Annotated in this window: 14 protein-coding genes; 13 read left to right on the top strand and 1 reads right to left on the bottom strand. The window is 70.6% G+C overall.

Annotation, left to right across the window (positions count from 1 at the left end):
• Positions 1-50: 50 nt before the first annotated feature.
• The gene (locus tag ITJ64_RS16325) at positions 51-3,767 is read left to right on the top strand and encodes an AAA family ATPase (protein ID WP_194681747.1); all 3,717 of its coding nucleotides are present in this window, start codon (positions 51-53) and stop codon (positions 3,765-3,767) included.
• Positions 3,768-3,773: 6 nt separating this feature from the next.
• On the opposite strand, the gene gndA is transcribed toward ITJ64_RS16325, so the two are convergent.
• The gene (gndA, locus tag ITJ64_RS16320) at positions 3,774-5,228 is read right to left on the bottom strand and encodes an NADP-dependent phosphogluconate dehydrogenase (RefSeq protein WP_194681746.1); all 1,455 of its coding nucleotides are present in this window, start codon (positions 5,226-5,228) and stop codon (positions 3,774-3,776) included.
• Between the two features lie 218 nt (positions 5,229-5,446).
• Between gndA and ITJ64_RS16315 the strand changes: the two genes are divergently transcribed.
• The 12 genes from ITJ64_RS16315 (at position 5,447) to eno (ending at position 20,322) form a co-directional block, all read left to right on the top strand.
• Positions 5,447-6,061, top strand: a complete 615-nt coding sequence (locus ITJ64_RS16315) for a 50S ribosomal protein L25/general stress protein Ctc (RefSeq protein ID WP_194681745.1) — start codon at positions 5,447-5,449, stop codon at positions 6,059-6,061.
• A gap of 31 nt (positions 6,062-6,092) precedes the next feature.
• A complete protein-coding gene (gene pth, locus ITJ64_RS16310) occupies positions 6,093-6,677 on the top strand; it encodes an aminoacyl-tRNA hydrolase (protein ID WP_194681744.1) in 585 nt (194 codons plus the stop codon).
• A gap of 57 nt (positions 6,678-6,734) precedes the next feature.
• Positions 6,735-10,334: a transcription-repair coupling factor gene (gene mfd / locus ITJ64_RS16305; RefSeq protein WP_194681743.1), complete on the top strand. Its 3,600-nt coding sequence runs from the start codon at positions 6,735-6,737 to the stop codon at positions 10,332-10,334.
• 23 nt (positions 10,335-10,357) lie between these two features.
• Positions 10,358-11,044: a MazG family protein gene (locus tag ITJ64_RS16300; protein WP_194681742.1), complete on the top strand. Its 687-nt coding sequence runs from the start codon at positions 10,358-10,360 to the stop codon at positions 11,042-11,044.
• Between the two features lie 310 nt (positions 11,045-11,354).
• Positions 11,355-12,974 carry a cell wall-binding repeat-containing protein gene (locus ITJ64_RS16295; protein WP_194681741.1) on the top strand — a complete coding sequence of 540 codons (1,620 nt, stop codon included), beginning with the start codon at positions 11,355-11,357 and terminating at the stop codon, positions 12,972-12,974.
• Between the two features lie 40 nt (positions 12,975-13,014).
• Complete coding sequence (hisS, locus tag ITJ64_RS16290; protein WP_194681740.1) at positions 13,015-14,268, top strand: histidine--tRNA ligase; 1,254 nt, start codon at positions 13,015-13,017, stop codon at positions 14,266-14,268.
• Positions 14,269-14,340: 72 nt separating this feature from the next.
• On the top strand, positions 14,341-14,805 hold the full coding sequence (locus tag ITJ64_RS16285; RefSeq protein WP_194681739.1) for a MarR family transcriptional regulator: 465 nt from the start codon (positions 14,341-14,343) through the stop codon (positions 14,803-14,805).
• A 74-nt stretch (positions 14,806-14,879) separates the two neighbouring features.
• Positions 14,880-16,076 carry an MFS transporter gene (locus ITJ64_RS16280; protein ID WP_370545276.1) on the top strand — a complete coding sequence of 399 codons (1,197 nt, stop codon included), beginning with the start codon at positions 14,880-14,882 and terminating at the stop codon, positions 16,074-16,076.
• 142 nt (positions 16,077-16,218) lie between these two features.
• On the top strand, positions 16,219-17,901 hold the full coding sequence (locus tag ITJ64_RS16275) for an MDR family MFS transporter (RefSeq protein ID WP_370545227.1): 1,683 nt from the start codon (positions 16,219-16,221) through the stop codon (positions 17,899-17,901).
• A gap of 23 nt (positions 17,902-17,924) precedes the next feature.
• Positions 17,925-18,386, top strand: a complete 462-nt coding sequence (locus ITJ64_RS16270) for a MarR family winged helix-turn-helix transcriptional regulator (protein ID WP_194681738.1) — start codon at positions 17,925-17,927, stop codon at positions 18,384-18,386.
• Positions 18,383-18,991, top strand: a complete 609-nt coding sequence (locus tag ITJ64_RS16265; RefSeq protein ID WP_194681737.1) for a TetR/AcrR family transcriptional regulator — start codon at positions 18,383-18,385, stop codon at positions 18,989-18,991. Before ITJ64_RS16270 ends, ITJ64_RS16265 begins: the two co-directional genes overlap by 4 nt.
• Positions 18,992-19,041: 50 nt before the next feature.
• A complete protein-coding gene (eno, locus tag ITJ64_RS16260) occupies positions 19,042-20,322 on the top strand; it encodes a phosphopyruvate hydratase (protein ID WP_194681736.1) in 1,281 nt (426 codons plus the stop codon).
• Positions 20,323-20,391 lie beyond the last annotated feature (69 nt).

Genomic DNA, 20,391 nt, shown 5'->3' with positions numbered 1-20,391 from the left:
GCGCGCCCCAGCCGCTACCGTAGGGTGCACCGAAGAACGGAAGGCCGCCCGTGCACCTGAAGAGCTTGACCCTCAAGGGCTTCAAGAGCTTCGCCAACCCCACCACCTTCGCCTTCGAGACCGGCGTCACCGCGGTGGTCGGGCCGAACGGCTCGGGCAAGAGCAACGTGGTCGACGCCCTCGCCTGGGTGATGGGGGAGCAGGGCGCCAAGACCCTCCGCGGCGGCAAGATGGAGGACGTCATCTTCGCCGGCACGAGCACCAAGGGCCCGCTCGGCCGGGCCGAGGTGACGCTCACCATCGACAACGCCGACGGGGCGCTGCCGATCGACTACTCCGAGGTGACGATCCGCCGCACGCTGTTCCGCAACGGCGGCAGCGAGTACGCCATCAACGGGGAGAACTGCCGGCTGCTCGACGTGCAGGAGCTGCTCAGCGACTCCGGGCTCGGCCGCGAGATGCACGTCATCGTCGGGCAGGGGCAGCTCGACGCGGTGCTGCACGCCACCCCCGAGGGGCGTCGCGGCTTCATCGAGGAGGCGGCGGGCATCCTGAAGCATCGCCGCCGCAAGGAGAAGACGCAGCGCAAGCTCGAGGCGATGCAGGCGAACCTGACGCGGCTGTCCGACCTGGCGGGCGAGATCCGGCGGCAGCTGAAGCCGCTCGGGCGCCAGGCCGAGATCGCCAAGGAGGCGCAGTCGATCGCCGCGATCGTGCGCGACGCCAAGGCGCGGTTGCTGGCCGACGAGGTCGTCACCCTGCGCACGGCCCTCGACGCGGCGGCCCGCAGCGAGAGCGAGCGGCACACCGAGCGCATCGTGCTGCAGGAGCGCCTCGAGCAGAACCAGCTGCGCGTCGCCCGCATCGAGCAGGCCCAGGTCGGCGACGCCGTGGATCTCGCCCGCCGCACCGCGTTCGGCCTCGAATCGGTGCAGGAGCGCTTGCGCAACCTGCACAACCTCGCCAGCCAGCGGCTCGCCCTGCTCGGTGGTGAAGACGCGGTTCCGGATACGGGCCCGAGCGTCACCCCGTCGATGGTCGCCGACTCCCGCGACGAGGTGGTGCGCCTCGAGGCCCAGGTCGCCGGCGCTCAAGACGGCTGGGACGCCGCCAAGCGCGCCACCCTCGCCGCCCGCGGTTCGCTCGACGCCCTCGACGAGCAGATCGCCTACCAGAGTTCGCTGGTCTCGAAGCACGATCTCGAGCTGTCCAAGCTCACCGGCCAGCTCGAGTCGGCCAACTCCCGGCTCGCCGCCGTGCGGGGCGAGGTGCTGCGCCAGCAGAACGCGCTCGACGCCGCCGTCGCCCGGCGCGACACCGCCCAGGCGGAGTTCGCGCGCGCCGAGGCGGAGGCGGTGGAGGTGCAGGTCGACGAGACCGACCTCGACGAGGGCTACGAGTTCGCGCAGTCGGCCGTGTTCGAGGCCGAGGCCGAGATCGAGCGCCTGCGCGACGAGCTGCACACGCACGAGCGCGAGCGCGACGCCCTGGCCGCCCGCACCAGCGCCCTGACGATGGCCCTCGACCAGAAGGACGGCTCGGCCGAGCTCGTCGGCGCCCGGCTCGACGGCATCCAGGGGCTCGTCGCCGAGCACGTCAAGGTCACCCCGGGCTTCGAGGCCGCCGTCGCCGCGGCCCTCGGCACGCTCGCCGACGCGGTGCTGGCCACCGATGTCGACTCCGCCGTGAACGCCGCGCAGGCCGCGGCGACCGGCGACATGGGGCGGGTCGAGCTGGTCATCGCCGATCCGCCGACGGGGGCTCCGGATGCGCTTCCCGCCCCCCTGGCCGACACCGACGGCATCACCCCGGCCGCCCGCGTCGTGACCGGCCCGGCCGGCGTGCTCGGCGTGCTCGCCGCCACCGTCATCGCCGACGACCTCGACGCGGCACGCCGGGCCTGGGCGGACGTCGAGGCGGCCGGCGCCGCATCCGCCGCCCTCACCATCGTCACGAAGCAGGGCGAGGTGCTCACGCGCTACGTGCTGCGCGGCGGTTCGGGCGCCACGCGGTCGCGCATCGAGCTGGTCGCCGAGCGCGACTCGGCCGCGGTGCTGCTCGAGGAGGAGCACTCGGTGATCGAGCGCGCCCGCTTCGCCCTCGCCGAGCAGCGCGGCATCGTGCAGGTCGCGAAGGAGCAGTCGCAGAAGGCGCTCGCGGCGCTCCGCGAGCACGACTCGAAGCTCGCGTCGCGCACCGAGCGGCTCGGCCGGCTGCGGGCGCAGCTCGAGGCGAGCGGTGCCGAGCTGGAGCGGCTGCAGAAGAGCCTCTCGATCGCCCAGGACTCCGTCGGCCAGGCCGAGCAGGGGGCCGAGCGCGCCCGGCGGGAGCTCGAGGTGGCGCGGGAGCGTCCGCGCCCGGTGCTCGACGTGAGTTCGCGCGACGGGCTGCTCGTCGAGCTCGAGGCCGCGCGCGACCGGGAGGTCGAGACGCGGCTCGGTGTCGAGACGGCGCGGGAGCGGGTGCGGGCCGAGCAGGCGCGCACGGTGGCGCTCGAGCGGCAGCTCGAGGCCGATCGCGCGGCGGCCGAGGCGGCGGCACGGCGGGCGGTCATCCGGCGGCGGCAGATCGCCTCGGCCACCGAGGTCGCCGAGGCGCTGCCCGCCGTGCTCGCGTCGGTCGACCGCTCGGTCGCCGAGGCCGCCGTGCTGCTCGCGCGCCGCGAGGCCGAGCGCGCCGAGCAGAACGAGGAGCTCACCGCCCTCCGGCGCGACGAGGCGGCGCTGCGCGAACGGCTGCAGTCGATCACCGAGAACATGCACGGCCTCGAGCTGCAGATCTACGAGAAGAAGCTGCACCTGTCGAGCCTGCTCGAGCGGGCGGGCTCCGAGCTCGGGCTCGTCGAGGACGTTCTCGTCGCCGAGTACGGGCCGTCGCAGCTCGTGCCCGACGACGACGCCGTGCGGCTGATCGACACGAGCGCGGGGGCGGTGGCCGAGGCGTCGGCCGCGGCGTCCGAGGCGGGCGGCGACGAGACCGGTTCCGACACCTCGGCGACGGATGCCCGTACCGGCCGGCCGGGCGACGACGGCGATGCCCTGGCGGCGCAGCGCGCATCCGCTGCTCTCACCGACGACGAGCCGCACGAGCCGCAGGGCCGCCCCTTCGTGCGCACCGAGCAGCAGCAGCGCCTCGCGAAGGCCGAGCGGAAGCTCGCCGAGCTCGGCCGCGTGAACCCGCTCGCGCTCGAGGAGTTCGCCGCGCTGGAGCAGCGTCACAAGTTCCTCAGCGACCAGCTGACCGACCTGACCAACACGCGGAAGGACCTGCTGACGATCATCGAGGAGATCGACGACCGCATGCAGATCATCTTCGAGAGCGCCTTCGAAGACACGCGGGAGGCCTTCACGAAGGTCTTCCCCGTGCTGTTCCCGGGCGGCACCGGGTCGATCTCGCTGACCGACCCCGAGAACCTCTTGACGACCGGCATCGAGGTCAGTGTGAAGCCGGCGGGCAAGAAGATCGAGCGGCTGTCGCTGCTCTCGGGCGGGGAGCGGTCGCTCGCGGCCGTGGCGCTGCTGATCGCCATCTTCAAGGCACGACCGAGCCCGTTCTACATCATGGACGAGGTGGAGGCGGCGCTCGACGACGCCAACCTCGGCCGCCTGCTGACGATCTTCGAGGATCTGCGGGAGACCAGCCAGCTCATCGTCATCACGCACCAGAAGCGCACGATGGAGATCGCCGACGCCCTCTACGGCGTCTCGATGCGCCAGGACGGCGTCTCGGCGGTGGTGGGCCAGCGCGTCGGCCAGCCCACCACCTGAACGGGACTAGTGGGTCGAGGGCTCCGTCTCGATCTCGGTGCGGTCGCCCGACCAGAGGGTGTGGAACACGCCCTCCTTGTCGACCCGCTTGTAGGTGTGCGCGCCGAAGAAGTCGCGCTGGCCCTGCACGAGGGCGGCGGGCAGGCGCTTCGCGGCGAGCGAGTCGAAGTACGACAGCGCCGAGCCGAAGCCGGGCACCGGCACGCCCGAGAGCGCTGCCGTCGACACCACGCGGCGCCAGGCGGCCTCGCCGTCGGCGACGGCCTTGGCGAAGTACGGGTCCTCCAGCAGCGACGCGATGTCGGGGTTGTTCTCGTAGGCCTCGACGATACGGTTGAGGAACTGCGCGCGGATGATGCAGCCCGCGCGCCAGATCTTCGCGACCGCGCCCTTGTCGATCTCCCAGCCGTACTGCTTCGCCCCGGCGATGATCTCGTCGAAGCCCTGCGCGTACGCGACGACCTTCGAGGCGTAGAGGGCGGCGCGGATGTCGTCGGCGAACGAGTCGACATCGACCGACACGACCGAGGGCCGCGAGGTGATCGTCGCCTGCACCGCGGCGCGCTGCTCGGGCTTCGACGACACCGAGCGGGCGAACACGGCCTCGGCGATGCCGCCGACGGGCACGCCGAGGTCGAGGGCGTTCTGCACGGTCCACGAGCCGGTGCCCTTGGCGCCGGCCTGGTCGAGCACGACGTCGACGAACGGCTTGCCGGTGTCGGCGTCGACCTGGCGGAGCACCTCGGCGGTGATCTCGATCAGATACGACTCGAGGTCGCCCGAGTTCCAGGTCTCGAAGACCTCCGCGATCTGGGCGGGCTCGCGACCGGTGACGGTGCGCAGCAGGTCGTAGGCCTCGGCGATCAGCTGCATGTCGGCGTACTCGATGCCGTTGTGCACCATCTTCACGAAGTGGCCGGCGCCGTCGGTGCCGATGTGGGTGACGCAGGGCTCGCCCTCGGCGACCGCGGCGATCGACGCGAGGATCGGGCCGAGCGTCTCGTAGGCCTCGGCGGTGCCGCCGGGCATGATCGAGGGGCCGTTCAGGGCGCCCTCCTCGCCGCCCGAGATGCCGGTGCCGACGAAGTGGATGCCCGAGGCCGAGATGTCCTTCTCGCGCCGGATCGTGTCGTGGAAGTTCGCGTTGCCGCCGTCGACGATGATGTCGCCCGGCTCGAAGCGCTGCGCGAGCTCGGAGATGACGGCGTCGGTGCCGGCCCCGGCCTGCACCATGATGATCGCGGTGCGCGGCTTCTGCAGGCTGGCGACGAAGTCGTCGATCGACTCCGAGGCGACGAAGCCGGCTTCAGGATGCTCGGACACGAGCTTGCGGGTGCGCTCGGGGGAGCGGTTGAAGACGGCCACCGTGTTGCCTTCGCGGCTGGCGAGGTTGCGGGCGAGATTCGAGCCCATCACCGCCATCCCGACGACTCCGATGTTGGCGGTTGCAGCTGATGACATGCCGGTTACTCCTCGTAGAAAGCGAACGTCTCCAGAGTAGTGGAGGCGATGCGCTAGACTCGGGCACTGAACTTCGGCGAGGGATGCGGGCTCAGGCCGCGCATCCGTTATCGACGCGGTGGATCAGGCCTCAGCAGTCTTTCCTCTCGCTTCATGCGGTCGAGTTGAAACCCCTCACACAAACTGCGAGCCCGATCGGGCCGCGAAGGAGCAGAACAATGTCAGAAGACACCCGCGTCACAGCCGAGACCCGCACCGAGTTCGGCAAGGGCTTCGCCCGCCGCACCCGCGCCGCCGGCAAGATCCCCGCCGTCATCTACGGCCACGGCACCCAGCCGCAGCACATCTCGCTGCCCGGTCACCAGACCGCGCTCATCCTGCGCAAGGCGAACCAGGTGCTCGAGCTGACCATCGACGGCGTCGAGTCGCTCGCCCTGGTCAAGGACGTGCAGAAGGACCCGGTGACCCAGATCATCGAGCACATCGACCTCATCGTCATCCGCAAGGGCGAGAAGGTCCAGGTCGAGGTCAACGTGCACCTCGAGGGCGAGTCGGCCCCCGGCACCATGGCCACGCAGGACTCGCAGACCGTGCTGCTCGAGGTGCTTGCCACGAGCATCCCCGAGAGCGTCACCGTCTCGATCGAGGGCCTCGAGGAAGGCTCGGTCGTGCGTGCCTCCGACATCGAGCTGCCCGCCGGCTCGACCCTGATCACCGACGAGGAGACGGTCATCGTCGGCGTCACCATCCCGACCGAGGAGCCCGACGACGAGCCCGCCGAGGGCGAGGGCGCCGCCGAGTCGACCAGCCCGGCCCCGGCCGACGCCGAGTAGCACCTCAGTTCCTGAGACGACGGCCGATCGAGTGAACGACGATCTGCACCTCGTGGTCGGGCTCGGCAACCCCGGGCCCGGCTACGCGGGGAACCGTCACAACGTGGGCCGGATGGTCACCGCCGAACTGGCGAACCGTCTGCGCGCGACGTTCAAGAGCCACAAGGCGAACGCGCGGGTGGCCGAGGGACGCATCGTCCCCGGCGGCCCGCGCTTCGTCGTGGCGAACCCGAACACCTACATGAACGTGTCGGGCGGGCCGGTGAACGGCCTGCTGAAGTTCTACGGGCTCACGCCCCAGCAGCTCATCGTCGTGCACGACGAGCTCGACATCCCCTTCGACACCCTGAAGCTCAAGCAGGGCGGCGGGCACGGCGGCCACAACGGCCTGCGCGACATCATCGCGGCCACGGGCAGCAACGACTTCCTGCGCGTGCGGGTCGGCGTCGGCCGCCCGCCGGGCCGCATGGACGCGGCCGACTTCGTGCTGAAGGACTTCACCTCCACCGAGAAGCAGACGCTGCCCAACCTCATCGACGAGGCGGCGGATGCGGTGGAGCTGATCGCCGGCTCCGGTCTCACCGCCGCCCAGCTCAAGTTCCACACGACTTCCTGACCGCGGGGTGACCCCGCGCCGGGGCGAGTGTCGGTGGGCGCGGGTAGAATCGTCCGAGTGATACTCCAGGGTCTTGTGCAAGCGCTGTCGCGCGCATCCACTGTCGAAAAGGCCCTGGGTAATGCGGGTCGCGACAGCGACTTCTCGCTGACCGAGGGCCTGCGTGCCCCGTTCCTCGCCGCCATGATGGCGCGCCGCATCGAGCGCGGCCTGCCCGCGGCGATGCTCGTCGTCACCGCCACCGGCCGCGAGTCCGAGAAGCTGCGCGAGAGTCTCGCGAGCTTCATGCCCGAGGCCGACATCATCGAGTTCCCAGCGTGGGAGACCCTGCCGCACGAGCGCCTCAGCCCGAGCGCCGAGATCGTCGGCAAGCGCATCGACGCGCTGCGCCGCTTGAGCACGTGGCAGCAGGCCGACCCGGCCACCCGGCGCCCGATCGTCGCGGTCGCATCCGTTCGCGCCGCCCTGCAGCCCATCGCCTCGAACCTGGCCGACCTCGAGCCGGTGCACCTGGCGAAGGGCGCCCGCGGCTTCGACCTCTCGGCGCTCTCGCTGCAGCTCGTCGAGCTCGCCTACTCGCGGGTCGACATGGTCACCCGCCGCGGCGAGTACGCGGTGCGCGGCGGCATCCTGGACGTCTTCCCGCCGATCGCCGAGCACCCCTACCGGGTCGACTTCTTCGGGGACGAGGTCGACGAGATCCGCGCCTTCTCGGTCGCCGACCAGCGCTCGCTGCCCGACGTCGTCGGCGCGGTCGACCTGCCGCCGAGCCGGGAGCTGCTGCTCAGCGACGGGGTGCGGCAGCGTGCCCGCGAGATGCAGCACGAGTTCCCGAGCCTCGCCGGCATGCTCGAGAAGATCGGCGCGGGCATCCCGGTCGAGGGCATGGAGTCGCTCGCCCCCGCGCTGCTCGACGAGCTCGTGACGGTCGCCCACTACCTGCCCGACGGCGCCGCCATCGCCGTGCTCTCGCCCGAGCGCGTCGCCACCCGGGCCGTGAACCTCAGCGAGACGAACCGCGAGTTCCTGGCCGCCGCCTGGACCGCGGCGACCGCCGGCGCCGAGGCTCCGATCGACCTCGCCTCGGGCGAGTTCATCACACTGAACGACCTCCGTCACGCCGCGGGCACGAACCGCCCGTGGTGGACCCTGAGCGAATTCCAGCAGGGCCCCGCCGACGACGAGGTGCTGCCCGAGCATCGCGAGCTCGAGGAGCACCTGACCCTGCGGCTGAAGGCCGACGGCGTGCCGAGCTTCCAGGGCAACGCCGACGGCGCCATCGCGCACGTCGCCGCCCGCCTCGCCGACGGCTGGACCGTCGCGGTCGCCGCCAAGGGCCAGGGCCTCGTCGAGCGCGCCGCCGACGTGCTGGCCGAGCGTGAGGTGCCCGCGCGCCTCGTCGAGGAGTTCCCGGCCGACGCCGAGCCGGGCGTCGCCTACCTCGTGCGCGCCGCCGTCGAGCACGGCTTCGAGCTGCCCGAGCTGAAGCTCAGCCTGATCGGCGAGACCGAGTTCTACGGCCGCACCGCCGGCTACGAGACCCGGCAGGTGAAGAAGCTCGCGAGCCGCCGCAAGAACGTGGTCGACCCGCTGCAGCTGAAGGCCGGCGATTTCGTCGTGCACCAGACGCACGGCATCGGCAAGTTCCTCGAGCTGACCCAGCGCGAGGTCTCCAGCGGCGGCCGCAACGCGGTGAAGACCACCCGCGAGTACCTCGTCATCGAGTACGCGCCCTCCAAGCGCGGCTACCCGGGCGACAAGCTCTACGTGCCCACCGACCAGCTCGACCTGCTCAGCCGCTACGTCGGCGGCGAGGCCCCGAACCTCAGCAAGATGGGCGGCAGCGACTGGGCGGCCGCGAAGGGCAAGGCCCGCAAGGCGGTGCGCGACATCGCGGTCGAGCTGGTGAAGCTCTACTCGGCGCGCATGGCCTCCAAGGGTCACGCCTTCGGCCCCGACACGCCCTGGCAGCACGAGCTCGAGGAGGCGTTCCCGTTCCAGGAGACGCCCGACCAGCTGACGGTGATCGACGAGGTGAAGGCCGACATGGAGCGGCCCATCCCGATGGACCGGCTGCTCAGCGGGGACGTCGGCTTCGGCAAGACCGAGATCGCCATCCGCGCCGCCTTCAAGGCGGTGCAGGACGGCAAGCAGGTCGCCATGCTCGTGCCCACCACCCTGCTCGTGCGTCAGCACATGGAGACGTTCCAGGAGCGCTTCGCCGGCTTCCCGGTGCACCTGAAGGCGCTCAGCCGCTTCCAGACCGAGAAGGAGATGAGGGAGACCATCGCGGGGCTCGCCGACGGCACCGTCGACGTCGTGATCGCGACCCACCGCATCCTGAGCGACAACATCGTCTTCAAAGACCTCGGCCTCCTGATCATCGACGAGGAGCAGCGCTTCGGTGTCGAGCACAAGGATCAGCTGAAGAAGCTGAAGACCAACGTCGACATCCTGGCGATGAGCGCGACGCCCATCCCGCGCACGCTCGAGATGGCGGTGACGGGCATCCGCGAGATGTCGACGCTCGCCACGCCGCCCGAAGACCGGCACCCCATCCTCACCTTCGTCGGGCCGTACTCCGACAAGCAGGTCGCGGCCGCCATCCGCCGCGAGCTGCTGCGCGAGGGCCAGGTGTTCTTCGTGCACAACCGCGTCTCGTCGATCAACCGGGTCGCCGCGCAGCTCGCCGAGCTGGTGCCCGAGGCGCGCGTCGCCGTGGCGCACGGGCAGATGAACGAGCACGTGCTCGAGCAGGTCATCGTCGACTTCTGGGAGCGCAAGTTCGACGTGCTCGTCTCGACGACCATCATCGAGACCGGCATCGACATCGCCAACGCCAACACGCTGATCGTCGACCGGGCCGACAAGTACGGACTCTCGCAGCTGCACCAGCTGCGGGGTCGCGTCGGCCGTGGCCGAGAGCGCGCCTACGCGTACCTGCTGTTCGACGAGAACAAGCCGCTCTCCGAGACCGCGAACGACCGCCTCAGCACCCTGGCCGCGAACAACGAGCTCGGCTCGGGCATCCAGGTGGCCCTGAAAGACCTCGAGATCCGCGGCGCCGGCAACCTGCTCGGCGGCGAGCAGGCCGGCCACATCGCGGGCGTCGGCTTCGACCTCTACCTGCGCATGATCGGCGAGGCGGTCTCGACCTTCCGTGGCGACGTCGCCGAGGGGCAGACCGAGCTGCGGCTCGAGCTGCCGGTCGACGCGCACATCCCCGAGGAGTACGTCGACAGCGAGCGACTGCGGCTCGAGGCCTACCAGAAGCTCTCCACCGCCTCATCGCCCACGGCCTCCGACGACGCCATCGACCGCGTCATCGAGGAGCTCACCGACCGCTACGGAGAGCCCCCGGCCGAGCTGCAGAACCTCATCGCGGTGTCGCGCCTGCGCCGCCTGGCCCAGAAGTCGAACCTCGGCGAGGTCGTCACGATGGGCTCGAACCTCCGCGTCGCGCCCGCCGACCTGGCCGACAGCATCCAGGTGCGGCTGCAGCGCATGTACCCGGGGTCGAAGTACTTCGCGCAGACCAACGCGGTCTCCATCCCGATGCCGGTCGTCGACGGGCATCCGCTCGCCGACGCTGAGCTCATCGCGTGGGTGGCGCAGCTGCTCGAGGCCATCTTCGCGCCCGCCAAGGCGGCGGTCTGACCCGGGCGACCTAGGCTGGCAGCATGCCTGAGATCCCGGATGCCCGTACCGAGCTCGACCGCCTCGTGGCGGTGACGGCGCTGCTGAGGGCTCCCGGCGGCTGCCCGTGGGACGCGGAGCAGACCCACGCCTCCCTCGTGCAGTACCTCACCGAGGAGACCCACGAGCTGATCGACGCCATCGAGGCCGGGTCGCGCGAGGAGCTGATCGAGGAGCTCGGCGACGTTCTCTATCAGGTCGTCTTCCACGCCGACATCGCCGCCCACACGCCGGGGGAGTCGTTCACGATCCAGGATGTCGCCGCGCACATGACCGCGAAGATGGTCGGCCGCCACCCGCACGTCTTCGGCGACCTCGACCTCTCGACCGCGGGCGACGTCGAGAACGCCTGGGACTCGTTCAAGGCCGTCGAGAAGCCCGGCCGCACCAGCGTGCTCGACGGGGTTCCGCTCGGCATGCCCGCCCTCGCCCTGGCCGACAAGCTGCTCGGCAAGGCGGCCAAGCTCGGGGTCGCCCCCGCCTCGGCCCCCGTGCCCGCCACCGAGGACGAGCTCGGCGCCGAGCTCCTCGCCCTCGTCGCCGGCGCCCGCGCGGGCGGCCTCGACGCCGAGCGCGCCCTCCGCACCGCGCTCCGCACCCTCCGCGCCGACATCACCGCCGCCGAGTCGACGGCCCGCACCGCCGCCGACACGACCACCAGCGCCGACTGACCGACCCCCACCGCTACGCTGTCCTCGGTGGGGTCGGACCGAGGGGGTTCTCATGGGCGCACGCATGCGCGTACTGGTGGTGAGCGGGCTCCTGGCCCTCATCGCAACGGGCGGGGTCGTCGCACCGGCGGCAGCGGTGGACGCCACGCCGGTGGTCTCCCCGGCGGCTCCGGCTTTCAATCGGCGGCTGACAGCCTTCTACCAGATGGACCCTTCCGATTCGACAGCGGAGATCCCGTCGGATTCGAGCTCTCTTCACGTCCTCCTGCCGGAGCAGGCATCCGGCTTCGCCTTCCCGAGGCTCTCCTGGGTGATCAGTGGCGCCGCGAAGTCGACCGTCGGCACGGTCGCGCTGCCTCTCGGTACCACTGAGCTCGACCTGGACGTCCCAGCCGGATTCTTCGCCGGCGGCGCGTCCCTCGACGCCGAAGGCCGGCCGTACTTCGACCTGGACCTCCTGGGCGTGGACGATGACCATTATCTGGCGTCCCTGCCCACCGGTTCTCATTCCCCGGGAGGCGAGGTGTTTCTCGAGCTGAGGGCCACGATCCGCCCTGTCGCTCCTTCGGCCGGTTCGCCCGCCGGCCCGGGTGTGCTGGATCTCGACGAGTCCCGGGCCGACACGTTCGAATACTCGCAATGGTTCTGGGCCGACCCGGTCACCCCGCTCTGGCTGACCGGCGGTGACTCGCTGACGGTCAGCGTCCCCGCCGCGCCGTTCGGGGCGGAGTACACGGCACAGATCGCCCCTCTTTCCCGTGATTGGTCCGATCCGGCCGGGCCGATCCCGGACACCCCGGTCGCCGTGTCAGCCGGCGACCCGGATCCCTCGGGCGCCGTGCCGGTCGCCGTCACGATCCCGTCCGACTTCGACACCGCGGCGTACCTGGCGAGGAACAGTACCGCGTTGCTCACGGTCTCGGCGGCCAGCGGAGACGTGACCTCGAACGTGAAGGTGCGGGTGCGGGTCGCAGACGTCGTCCGTGGCGTCTCGGTCACCCGGGTGTCGGGCTACGACCGGTTCCGAGGCGCCGCGGCCGCCTCCGAGGCTCTGGTCGAACACCATGTCGACACCGTCTACCTGGCCTCGGGCCAGAACTTCGCCGATGCATTGAGCATCGCTCCCGTGGCCGCCGCCGAGGGACGCCCGGTGCTCCTCGGCACCGCCGACGAGGCCACGCTGAACGACACCATCACGATCATGGAGAACGCCGCCCGTGCGGTCGGGGCCAGGACGGTGGTGCAGGTCGGAGGCGACGACGCCCTGCCCTGGATCTGGCGCTGGCACCTCGGCACGGCCGGTAACGGGCCGCAGTTCATCACCGATCAGATCAGCGGGCCCGACCGTTTCGCGGTGTCGCGGGAGATCGCGCTCCGCAGCTTCGAGAAATCCGGCGCGCCCGTGGTGTTCCTGGCCACCGGGCGCGCCTACGCCGACGCGCTGGCCGCGGCGCCCGCAGCGACGGCCAGCACGGCTCCGGTCGTGCTGATCGACGGTGCGGCCCAGTCGATCGATCAGGCGACCCTCGACCTCCTGACCTCGCTCCGCACCCGCGAGGTCGTCCTCGTCGGAGGTCCCGCCGCGATCACCCCCGGCATCGAGTCCTCGCTGCACAGCCGGTCGCCCGGAAGCGCCGTGACCCGCTACGGCGGTGCCGATCGGTTCGCCGTGGCCGAGGCCATCAATGCGGCGTATTTCCCCGATGCGACCTCCGCCTACCTCGCGAGCGGCGCCTCCTTCCCCGACGCGCTCACCGGAGGAGTGGTCGCGGCGGCCGCCGGCTCGCCGCTCTACCTCTCCCGCTCCGATTGCGTGCCCGGGCGGGTGCTCGACCAGCTCGCTGACTCGGGCACGACTCGGGTCACCCTTCTGGGAGGTCAGGCGGTGCTCTCGTCGTCGGTCGCCGAGCTCCGGCGCTGCGCATCCTGAGGTGGCGCTGAAGGCGGCCGGCCATCGGTAATCTGGGGAGATGGCTTCTCCGGTGACCCCGCCGCGCGGCATGCGCGACTTCCTGCCCGCCGACAAGGCAAAGCGCGAGCGCGTGCTCGGCGTCATCCGCCAGACCTACCGGGCGCACGGCTTCGACGAGATCGAGACGCCCGTGATGGAGGACTTCGGCCGCCTGCACGCCGGCCTCGGCGGCGACAACGAGAAGCTCGCCTTCAACGTCATGCGCCGCGGCCTCGACGCCGAGGCGCTCCGGGCGGCCGCCGAGAGCGACGACCCGGACGCGCTCGCCGACCTCGGCCTCCGCTTCGACCTCACCGTGCCGCTCGCCCGGTTCTACGCCAGCCACCGCGCGAGCCTGCCGCAGGTGTTCCGCTCCGTGCAGATCGCCCCCGTCTGGCGCGCCGAGCGCCCGCAGAAGGGCCGCTACCGCCAGTTCGTGCAGTGCGACATCGACATCATCGGCGAGGCGGGCATCCTCGCCGAGATCGAACTGCTCACGGCCACCCTCGCCACGCTCGACGCGCTCGGGCTCGAGGGCTGCCGCATCCGCATCAACGACCGCCGCATCCTGCTCGGGCTTCTCGAGCACTTCGGCTTCGAGGCGTCGCAGAACGACTCCGTGCTGATCACCATCGACAAGCTCGACAAGGTCGGCCCCGAGGGCGTCGTCGCCGAGCTGCGCGAGAAGGGCTCCCGCCCCGAGGCCGTCGAGGCGATCGAGCGCTTCCTCGCGGTGTCGCCGCCCGTGCTCCCCGAGGGGGTGGCTCCGGATGCTGTGGCCGACCTCGCCCGCATCGAGTCCGCCCTGGCCGCGGCCGGGGTCGACGGCGCCCTCGTCTTCGACCCGTTCCTCGTGCGGGGCATGGGCTACTACACCGGCACGATCTTCGAGATCGAGCACCCCGACTTCAGCTTCTCGCTCGGCGGCGGAGGCCGCTACGACGGCATGATCGGCCGCTTCCTCACCGAGTCGGTGCCGGCCTGCGGCTTCTCGATCGGCTTCGAGCGCATCATCGACCTCGTCGCCGACCCGGCGGCCGGTGCCGGCGACGCGGTGGCCCTGGTGCACGACAAGAACGCCGAGCCCGAGCGGCTGCTCGCCCTGAAGCGTCAGCTCGTCGCCCGGGGCAAGCGGGTGCGCCTCGAGCGCCGCACGAAGAACCTGGGCCCGCTGCTCGAGCGCCTCGCCGAGGCGGGCTTCGGCTCGTTCGCGCAGGTCGGGCGCGAGACGACCGACGCGGCCGAGTTGGAGTTCAAGCTGCTCGGTGGCTAGGGTCGCGCGATCGCCGGATCGATTTCCCGCGGAGTGACAAGTGCATAGCCAAGCTATGTACACTGGTTAACCGTGACTAACGAAACCCCCACCCCCGAACTCCAGACGCTGCTCTCCGACCTCGTCTCGGTCACGCACCGCCTCACCCGCATCGCCGCCCAGGCCACCGGCGAACAGACCTCACCCGCCACCTGGCGCACTCTCAGCGTGCTCAGCAGCTTCGGCCCCATGCGCCTCGGCGAGCTCGCCAAGCAGAGCCGCGTCAGCCAGCCGACGATGACGAAGATCGTCGCGAACCTCAACGAGGTGGAGTGGATCCGCCGCATCGCCGACGTCGACGACGCCCGCGCGTGGCAGATCGCCCTCGCCCCGAAGGGCATCCGCGCCCTCGCCGACTGGCGCGAGAAGCTCGGCGCCGCCCTCGCCCCGCTGTTCGACGACCTCGACCGCGAGGAGATCGAGGTCATCTCGCGCGCCGTCGACCTGCTGCACGAGTGCACCGACGTGCGCGCCGCCGACGTCGTGAAAGCCGCGTGATCGCGACGGCCACCGACACGGCGACGACCGCCACCACCACGAAGCACCCCGCCAAGACGGCCCCGAAGAACTCGATCCTGCACCAGCCCAAGGCCGTCTGGGCCGTGGCGTTCGCCTGCGTCATCGCCTTCATGGGCATCGGCCTGGTCGACCCGATCCTCCCGGCCATCGCCGAGAGCCTCGACGCCACCCAGACCCAGACCTCGCTGCTGTTCACCAGCTACCTGCTGATCACGGGCGTGGCCATGCTCTTCACGAGCTGGCTCTCGACCCGCATCGGCGCCCGCAAGACGCTGCTGATCGGCCTCGCGCTGATCGTCGCCTTCGCCCTCGCCGCCGGCCTGTCGCAGAACGTGGAGTCGGTCATCGGCTTCCGCGCCGGCTGGGGCCTCGGCAACGCTCTGTTCATCTCGACCGCCCTCGCCACCATCGTGGGCGCGGCGAGCGGGGGAGCGAGCTCGGCGATCATCCTCTACGAGGCCGCCCTCGGCCTCGGCATCGCGATCGGCCCGCTGCTCGGCGGGCTGCTCGGCTCGATCAGCTGGCGGGGGCCGTTCTTCGGCACCAGCGTGCTGATGGCCATCGGCTTCATCGCCATCGCGACGCTGATGAAGAAGGAGCCCACCAAGCCGACCCCCACGCCGCTCTCGGCGCCGTTCAAGGCGCTCGCGAAGCCGGCGCTGTCGATCCTCGCGATCGCCGCCCTGTTCTACAACATCGGCTTCTTCATCCTGCTGGCCTACACGCCGTTCCCGCTCGGGCTCGACGAGATGGGTCTCGGCCTCACCTTCTTCGGCTGGGGGATCGCGGTCGCGATCACCTCGGTCTGGGTGGCGCCGTGGCTGACCCGGCGCATCCCGCGCAGCCGCGTGCTCTGGACGGTGCTGCTCCTGCTCGGCGTCGACCTCGTGCTCGCGGGCGTCTTCGTCGACAGCGTGCCCGGCCTGATCACCTGCGTGGTCGCGGGCGGTGCCCTGCTCGGCGTGATGAACACCGTGCTCACCGAGTCGGTGATGGCGGCGACCGACCTGCCGCGCCCCGTGGCCTCCTCGGCCTACTCGGCCGTGCGCTTCATCGGCGGAGCGGTCGCCCCGCCCGCCGCCTCCCTGATCGCCGGTCTGTTCACCGCGGCGACCCCGTTCTACGTCGCCGCGGGCTCCGTGGTGATCGCCTCGATCATCGTCATCGCCGGTCACCGTGCCATCGCCCACATCGACCGCGAGGAGGAGGACGAGCTCGTCGAGGCGGAGGCCATCACGGCGGGGGAGTAGCCGAGCATCCTGAGCCGGATGGGTCGTACGGGCAGAAACCGTGCACAGCATAAAAGTTTGCACTTTCTGCAGGAATTAGTTGATCTGGGTCAACAACGGGTATATCGTTGATCCAGATCAACTTTTTTCGTACAGGAGAACCGTGTCCTCACAGACCATCGAAGCCCCGGCGCCCGCGGAGGGCGCCAAGACCCGCCGGCAGGTGCTCGTGCCCTTGTCGGGCCTCTTGCTCGGCATGTTCGTGGCGATGCTCGCCAGCACTGTCGTCTCGAGCTCGCTGCCGAAGATCATCTCCGACCTCGGCGGCACGCAGTCCGGCTACACCTGGGTCGTCACCGCGACCCTGCTCGCCACCACCGTCTCGACGCCCATCTGGGGCAAGCTCGCCGACCTGACGAACCGCAAGCGTCTGATCCAGCTGTCGCTGATCATCTTCGTCGTCGGCTCCGGTCTCGCCGGCCTCGCGCAGTCCACCGAGATGCTCATCTTCTTCCGCGTGCTGCAGGGCCTCGGCGCCGGCGGTCTGACCGCCCTCGTGCAGGTCGCGATGGCCGACATCATCCCGCCCCGTGAGCGCGGCCGCTACATGGGCCTCCTCGGTGCCGTGATGGCCGTCGCCACCGTCGGCGGCCCTCTGCTCGGCGGTGTCATCACCGACTCGGCCGGCTGGCGCTGGAACTTCTACATCGCCGTGCCCTTCGCCGTCGCCGCGCTGATCGTGCTGCAGCGCACGCTGCACATCCCCACGCAGAAGCGCAAGGTCACCATCGACTACCTCGGCGCGGCCCTGATCGCCGCCGGCGTCTCGCTGCTGCTGATCTGGGTCACCCTCGCGGGCAACGACTTCGAGTGGGGCTCCGTGCAGTCCATCGCCATGGTCGTCGGCGCCGTGCTGCTGCTGGCCGCCGCGGTCGTCACCGAGCTGAAGGTGAAGGAGCCCATCATCCCGATGACGCTCTTCAAGAACCGCACCTTCTGGCTCGCGGTCATCGCGAGCATCTCGGTGGGCGTCGCCATGTTCGGCACGAGCATCTTCCTCAGCCAGTACATGCAGCTGGCCCGCGGCAAGACGCCGACCGAGTCCGGCCTCCTCACCATCCCGATGATCGCGGGCGTCCTGGTGTCGAGCATCGTCATCGGCCAGGTGATCAGCCGCACCGGCGTCTGGAAGCGCTACATGGTGGTCGGCTCGGTGCTGCTCACCATCGGCCTCGCGCTGATGGGCACCATCCGCTACGACACGAGCTTCTGGCTGGTGTTCCTCTACATGTTCATCATGGGCTCGGGCGTCGGCATGGTCATGCAGAACCTCGTGCTGATCGTGCAGAACGCGGTCGACCCGCGGCAGATCGGTGTGGCCAGCGCCTCCGTCGCCTTCTTCCGCTCGCTCGGCGGCACGATCGGCGTGGCCGTGATGGGCGCCGTTCTCGGCAACCGCATCACCTCGCTGATCGCCGACGGGCTGCTGAAGCTCGGCGTCGACCCCTCGCAGACCGGCGGTCTCGAGAGCGGCGGCATCCCCGACCTGTCGACCCTGCCCGGCCCGATCCGCACCCTCGTGGAGTCGGCCTACGGTGAGGCGGTGGCCGACATCTTCCTGCTGGCCGTGCCGCTCGCGCTGCTGTCGATCGTCGCGATCGCCCTGCTGCCGAACCGTGCCCTCGGCACCAAGACCTCGCAGGAGCAGATCGCCGACCTGGAGCAGACGGTCGTCACCGTCTCGGCCGCCGAGATCGCGGGCGAGAGCACCGAGAAGATCCGTGACGACGAGGATGCGCGGCCGCACGCCCCGCGTCACGCCGAGGAGGCGCCCGAACGCCGGTGACCGCCCACGCTAGCCTGGGGGTCGTGACCGACGACCCCCAGGCCGACCCCCGCGGCGAGGCCGTCTCCGCCATCGAGAGCGAGATGGCCCGCCTCGTGCGCACCGTCCGCCGGGCGGTGCTGCACAACGCCGAACGGTTCTCCGAGGAGCTCCAGCCCTCGGGCTATTCGGTGCTGCAGTACATCGTGAAGCACCATCCCACGTCGCCCGGGGCGATCATCCAGGCCACCCGGATGGACAAGAGCGCCCTCAGCCGCCAGCTGCGCAGCCTCAAGGAGCTCGGCTTCGTCTCGAGCGTGCCCGACCCGGGCGACGGGCGCGCCCAGCTCTACGCCCCCACCGACCTCACCCTTGCCCGCCTCGAGGAGATGCGCGCGGAGACGAAGGAGCTCTACGCCGACGCCCTCGACGGCTGGCCCACCCCCGACGTGCAGGAGTTCGTGCGCCTGCTCGGCGAGTTCAACGACAGAACGGAGCGACGATGACGACGCTGAAGTCCGAGAACGAGCTGCCCCTCCGGGAGCGCAAGAAGGTGGAGACGCGCGCCGCGATCCACGACGCCGCCCTGCGCCTGGTGGCCGAGAACGGCGTCGGCCACGCCTCGGTCGACGCGATCTGCTCCGAGGCGGGCGTGTCCAGCCGCACCTTCTTCAACTACTTCCCCTCGAAGGTCTCGGCGATCGTCGGCCTGTCCGCGTTCACGGTGACGGATGCGCAGCGGCAGCGCTTCCTGGAGCGCGACGGTGAGCGCTGGCTCGTCCGCGACCTCTGCACCCTCGTCGGCTCGGTGATGGACGCCACCGCCCGCGACGGCGTCGACCGCGAGGCGATCCGCGACCTGCTCGGCCGGCGCCCGGAGCTCGCGCCCGACGTCATCCGCTTCGCCGCCGAGCTGCGGCACGAGATCGTCGCCCTGGCCGAGCAGCGCACGACGCCGGCCCGCGCCCGGCTCGCCGTCACCCTCGTGATGTCGGCCGTCGACTCGGCGCTGCACCGCCCGCTGGACGCCGCCTACGACGACGAGTTCTCGACCTGGCTGTTCGAGGCCGTGATGACCATGCAGGCCATCGCGCGCGAATCGTTAGACTAGCCATCGCCTGATACAGCAGGCCTTTGCCTGAAACAGAGGAGAAACCACCCGTGGCACTCATCGAAGCCGTTGGCGCTCGCGAAATCCTGGATTCCCGAGGGAACCCGACCGTCGAGGTCGAGGTGCTCCTCGACGACGGGATCGTCTCGCGCGCCGCCGTCCCCTCCGGAGCCTCCACCGGCGCCTTCGAGGCCTACGAGCTCCGCGACGGCGACAAGGGCCGCTACCTCGGCAAGGGCGTGCAGAAGGCCGTCGACGCCGTGATCGACGAGATCGGCCCGGCGATCGAGGGCTTCGACGCCACCGACCAGCGCCTCGTCGACGCCGCGATGATCTCGCTCGACGGCACCGACAACAAGAAGCGCCTCGGCGCCAACTCGATCCTCGGCGTCTCGCTCGCCGTGGCGCGCGCGGCGGCCGACTCCTCCGACCTGCCCCTGTTCCGCTACCTCGGCGGCCCGAACGCGCACACGCTGCCCGTTCCGCTGATGAACATCGTCAACGGCGGCGCGCACGCCGACACCGGCGTCGACATCCAGGAGTTCATGGCGGTGCCGCTCGGCGCCGAGAGCTTCTCCGAGGCCCTGCGCTGGGGCGTCGAGACCTACCACTCGCTGAAGTCGCTGCTGAAGTCGAAGGGCCTCTCGACCGGCCTCGGCGACGAGGGCGGCTTCGCCCCCGAGCTGCCGAACAACCGCGAGGCGCTCGACTTCATCCTCGAGGCGATCACCCAGGCCGGCTTCACCCCCGGAAAGGACATCGGGCTCGCGCTCGACGTCGCCGCGTCGGAGTTCTACGACAACGGCTCGTACACCTTCGAGGGCCAGCAGCGCTCGAACGTCGAGATGTCGGCCTACTTCGCCGACCTCGTCGCGAACTACCCGCTGGTCTCCATCGAAGACCCGCTGAACGAGGACGACTGGGAGGGCTGGGCCCACCTGACCTCCGAGATCGGCTCGAAGGTGCAGCTGGTCGGTGACGACCTGTTCGTCACGAACCCCACCCGCCTCGCCGAGGGCATCGCCAAGGGCACCGGCAACTCGATCCTGGTGAAGGTCAACCAGATCGGCACGCTCACCGAGACGCTCGACGCGGTCTCGCTCGCGCAGCGCTCCGGCATGACCGCGATCCTCTCGCACCGCTCCGGTGAGACCGAGGACACGACGATCGCCGACCTCGCCGTCGCCACCGACGCCGGCCAGATCAAGACCGGTGCGCCTGCCCGCAGCGAGCGCGTCGCGAAGTACAATCAGCTCCTGAGGATCGAAGAGGAGCTCGCCGAGGCGGCCGTCTACGCCGGCCGCGGCGCGTTCCCCCGCTTCTCCGCCTAAGGGCCGGAGCAGCCCGAGCACCACCCGAGCACCACCCGAGGGATTCATGCGGCAGCGCACATCAGCATC

The sequence above is a fragment of the Herbiconiux sp. VKM Ac-1786 genome (assembly GCF_015350805.1).
Lineage (GTDB): Bacteria > Actinomycetota > Actinomycetes > Actinomycetales > Microbacteriaceae > Herbiconiux.
This window is presented reverse-complemented; position numbering and strand designations above follow the sequence as displayed.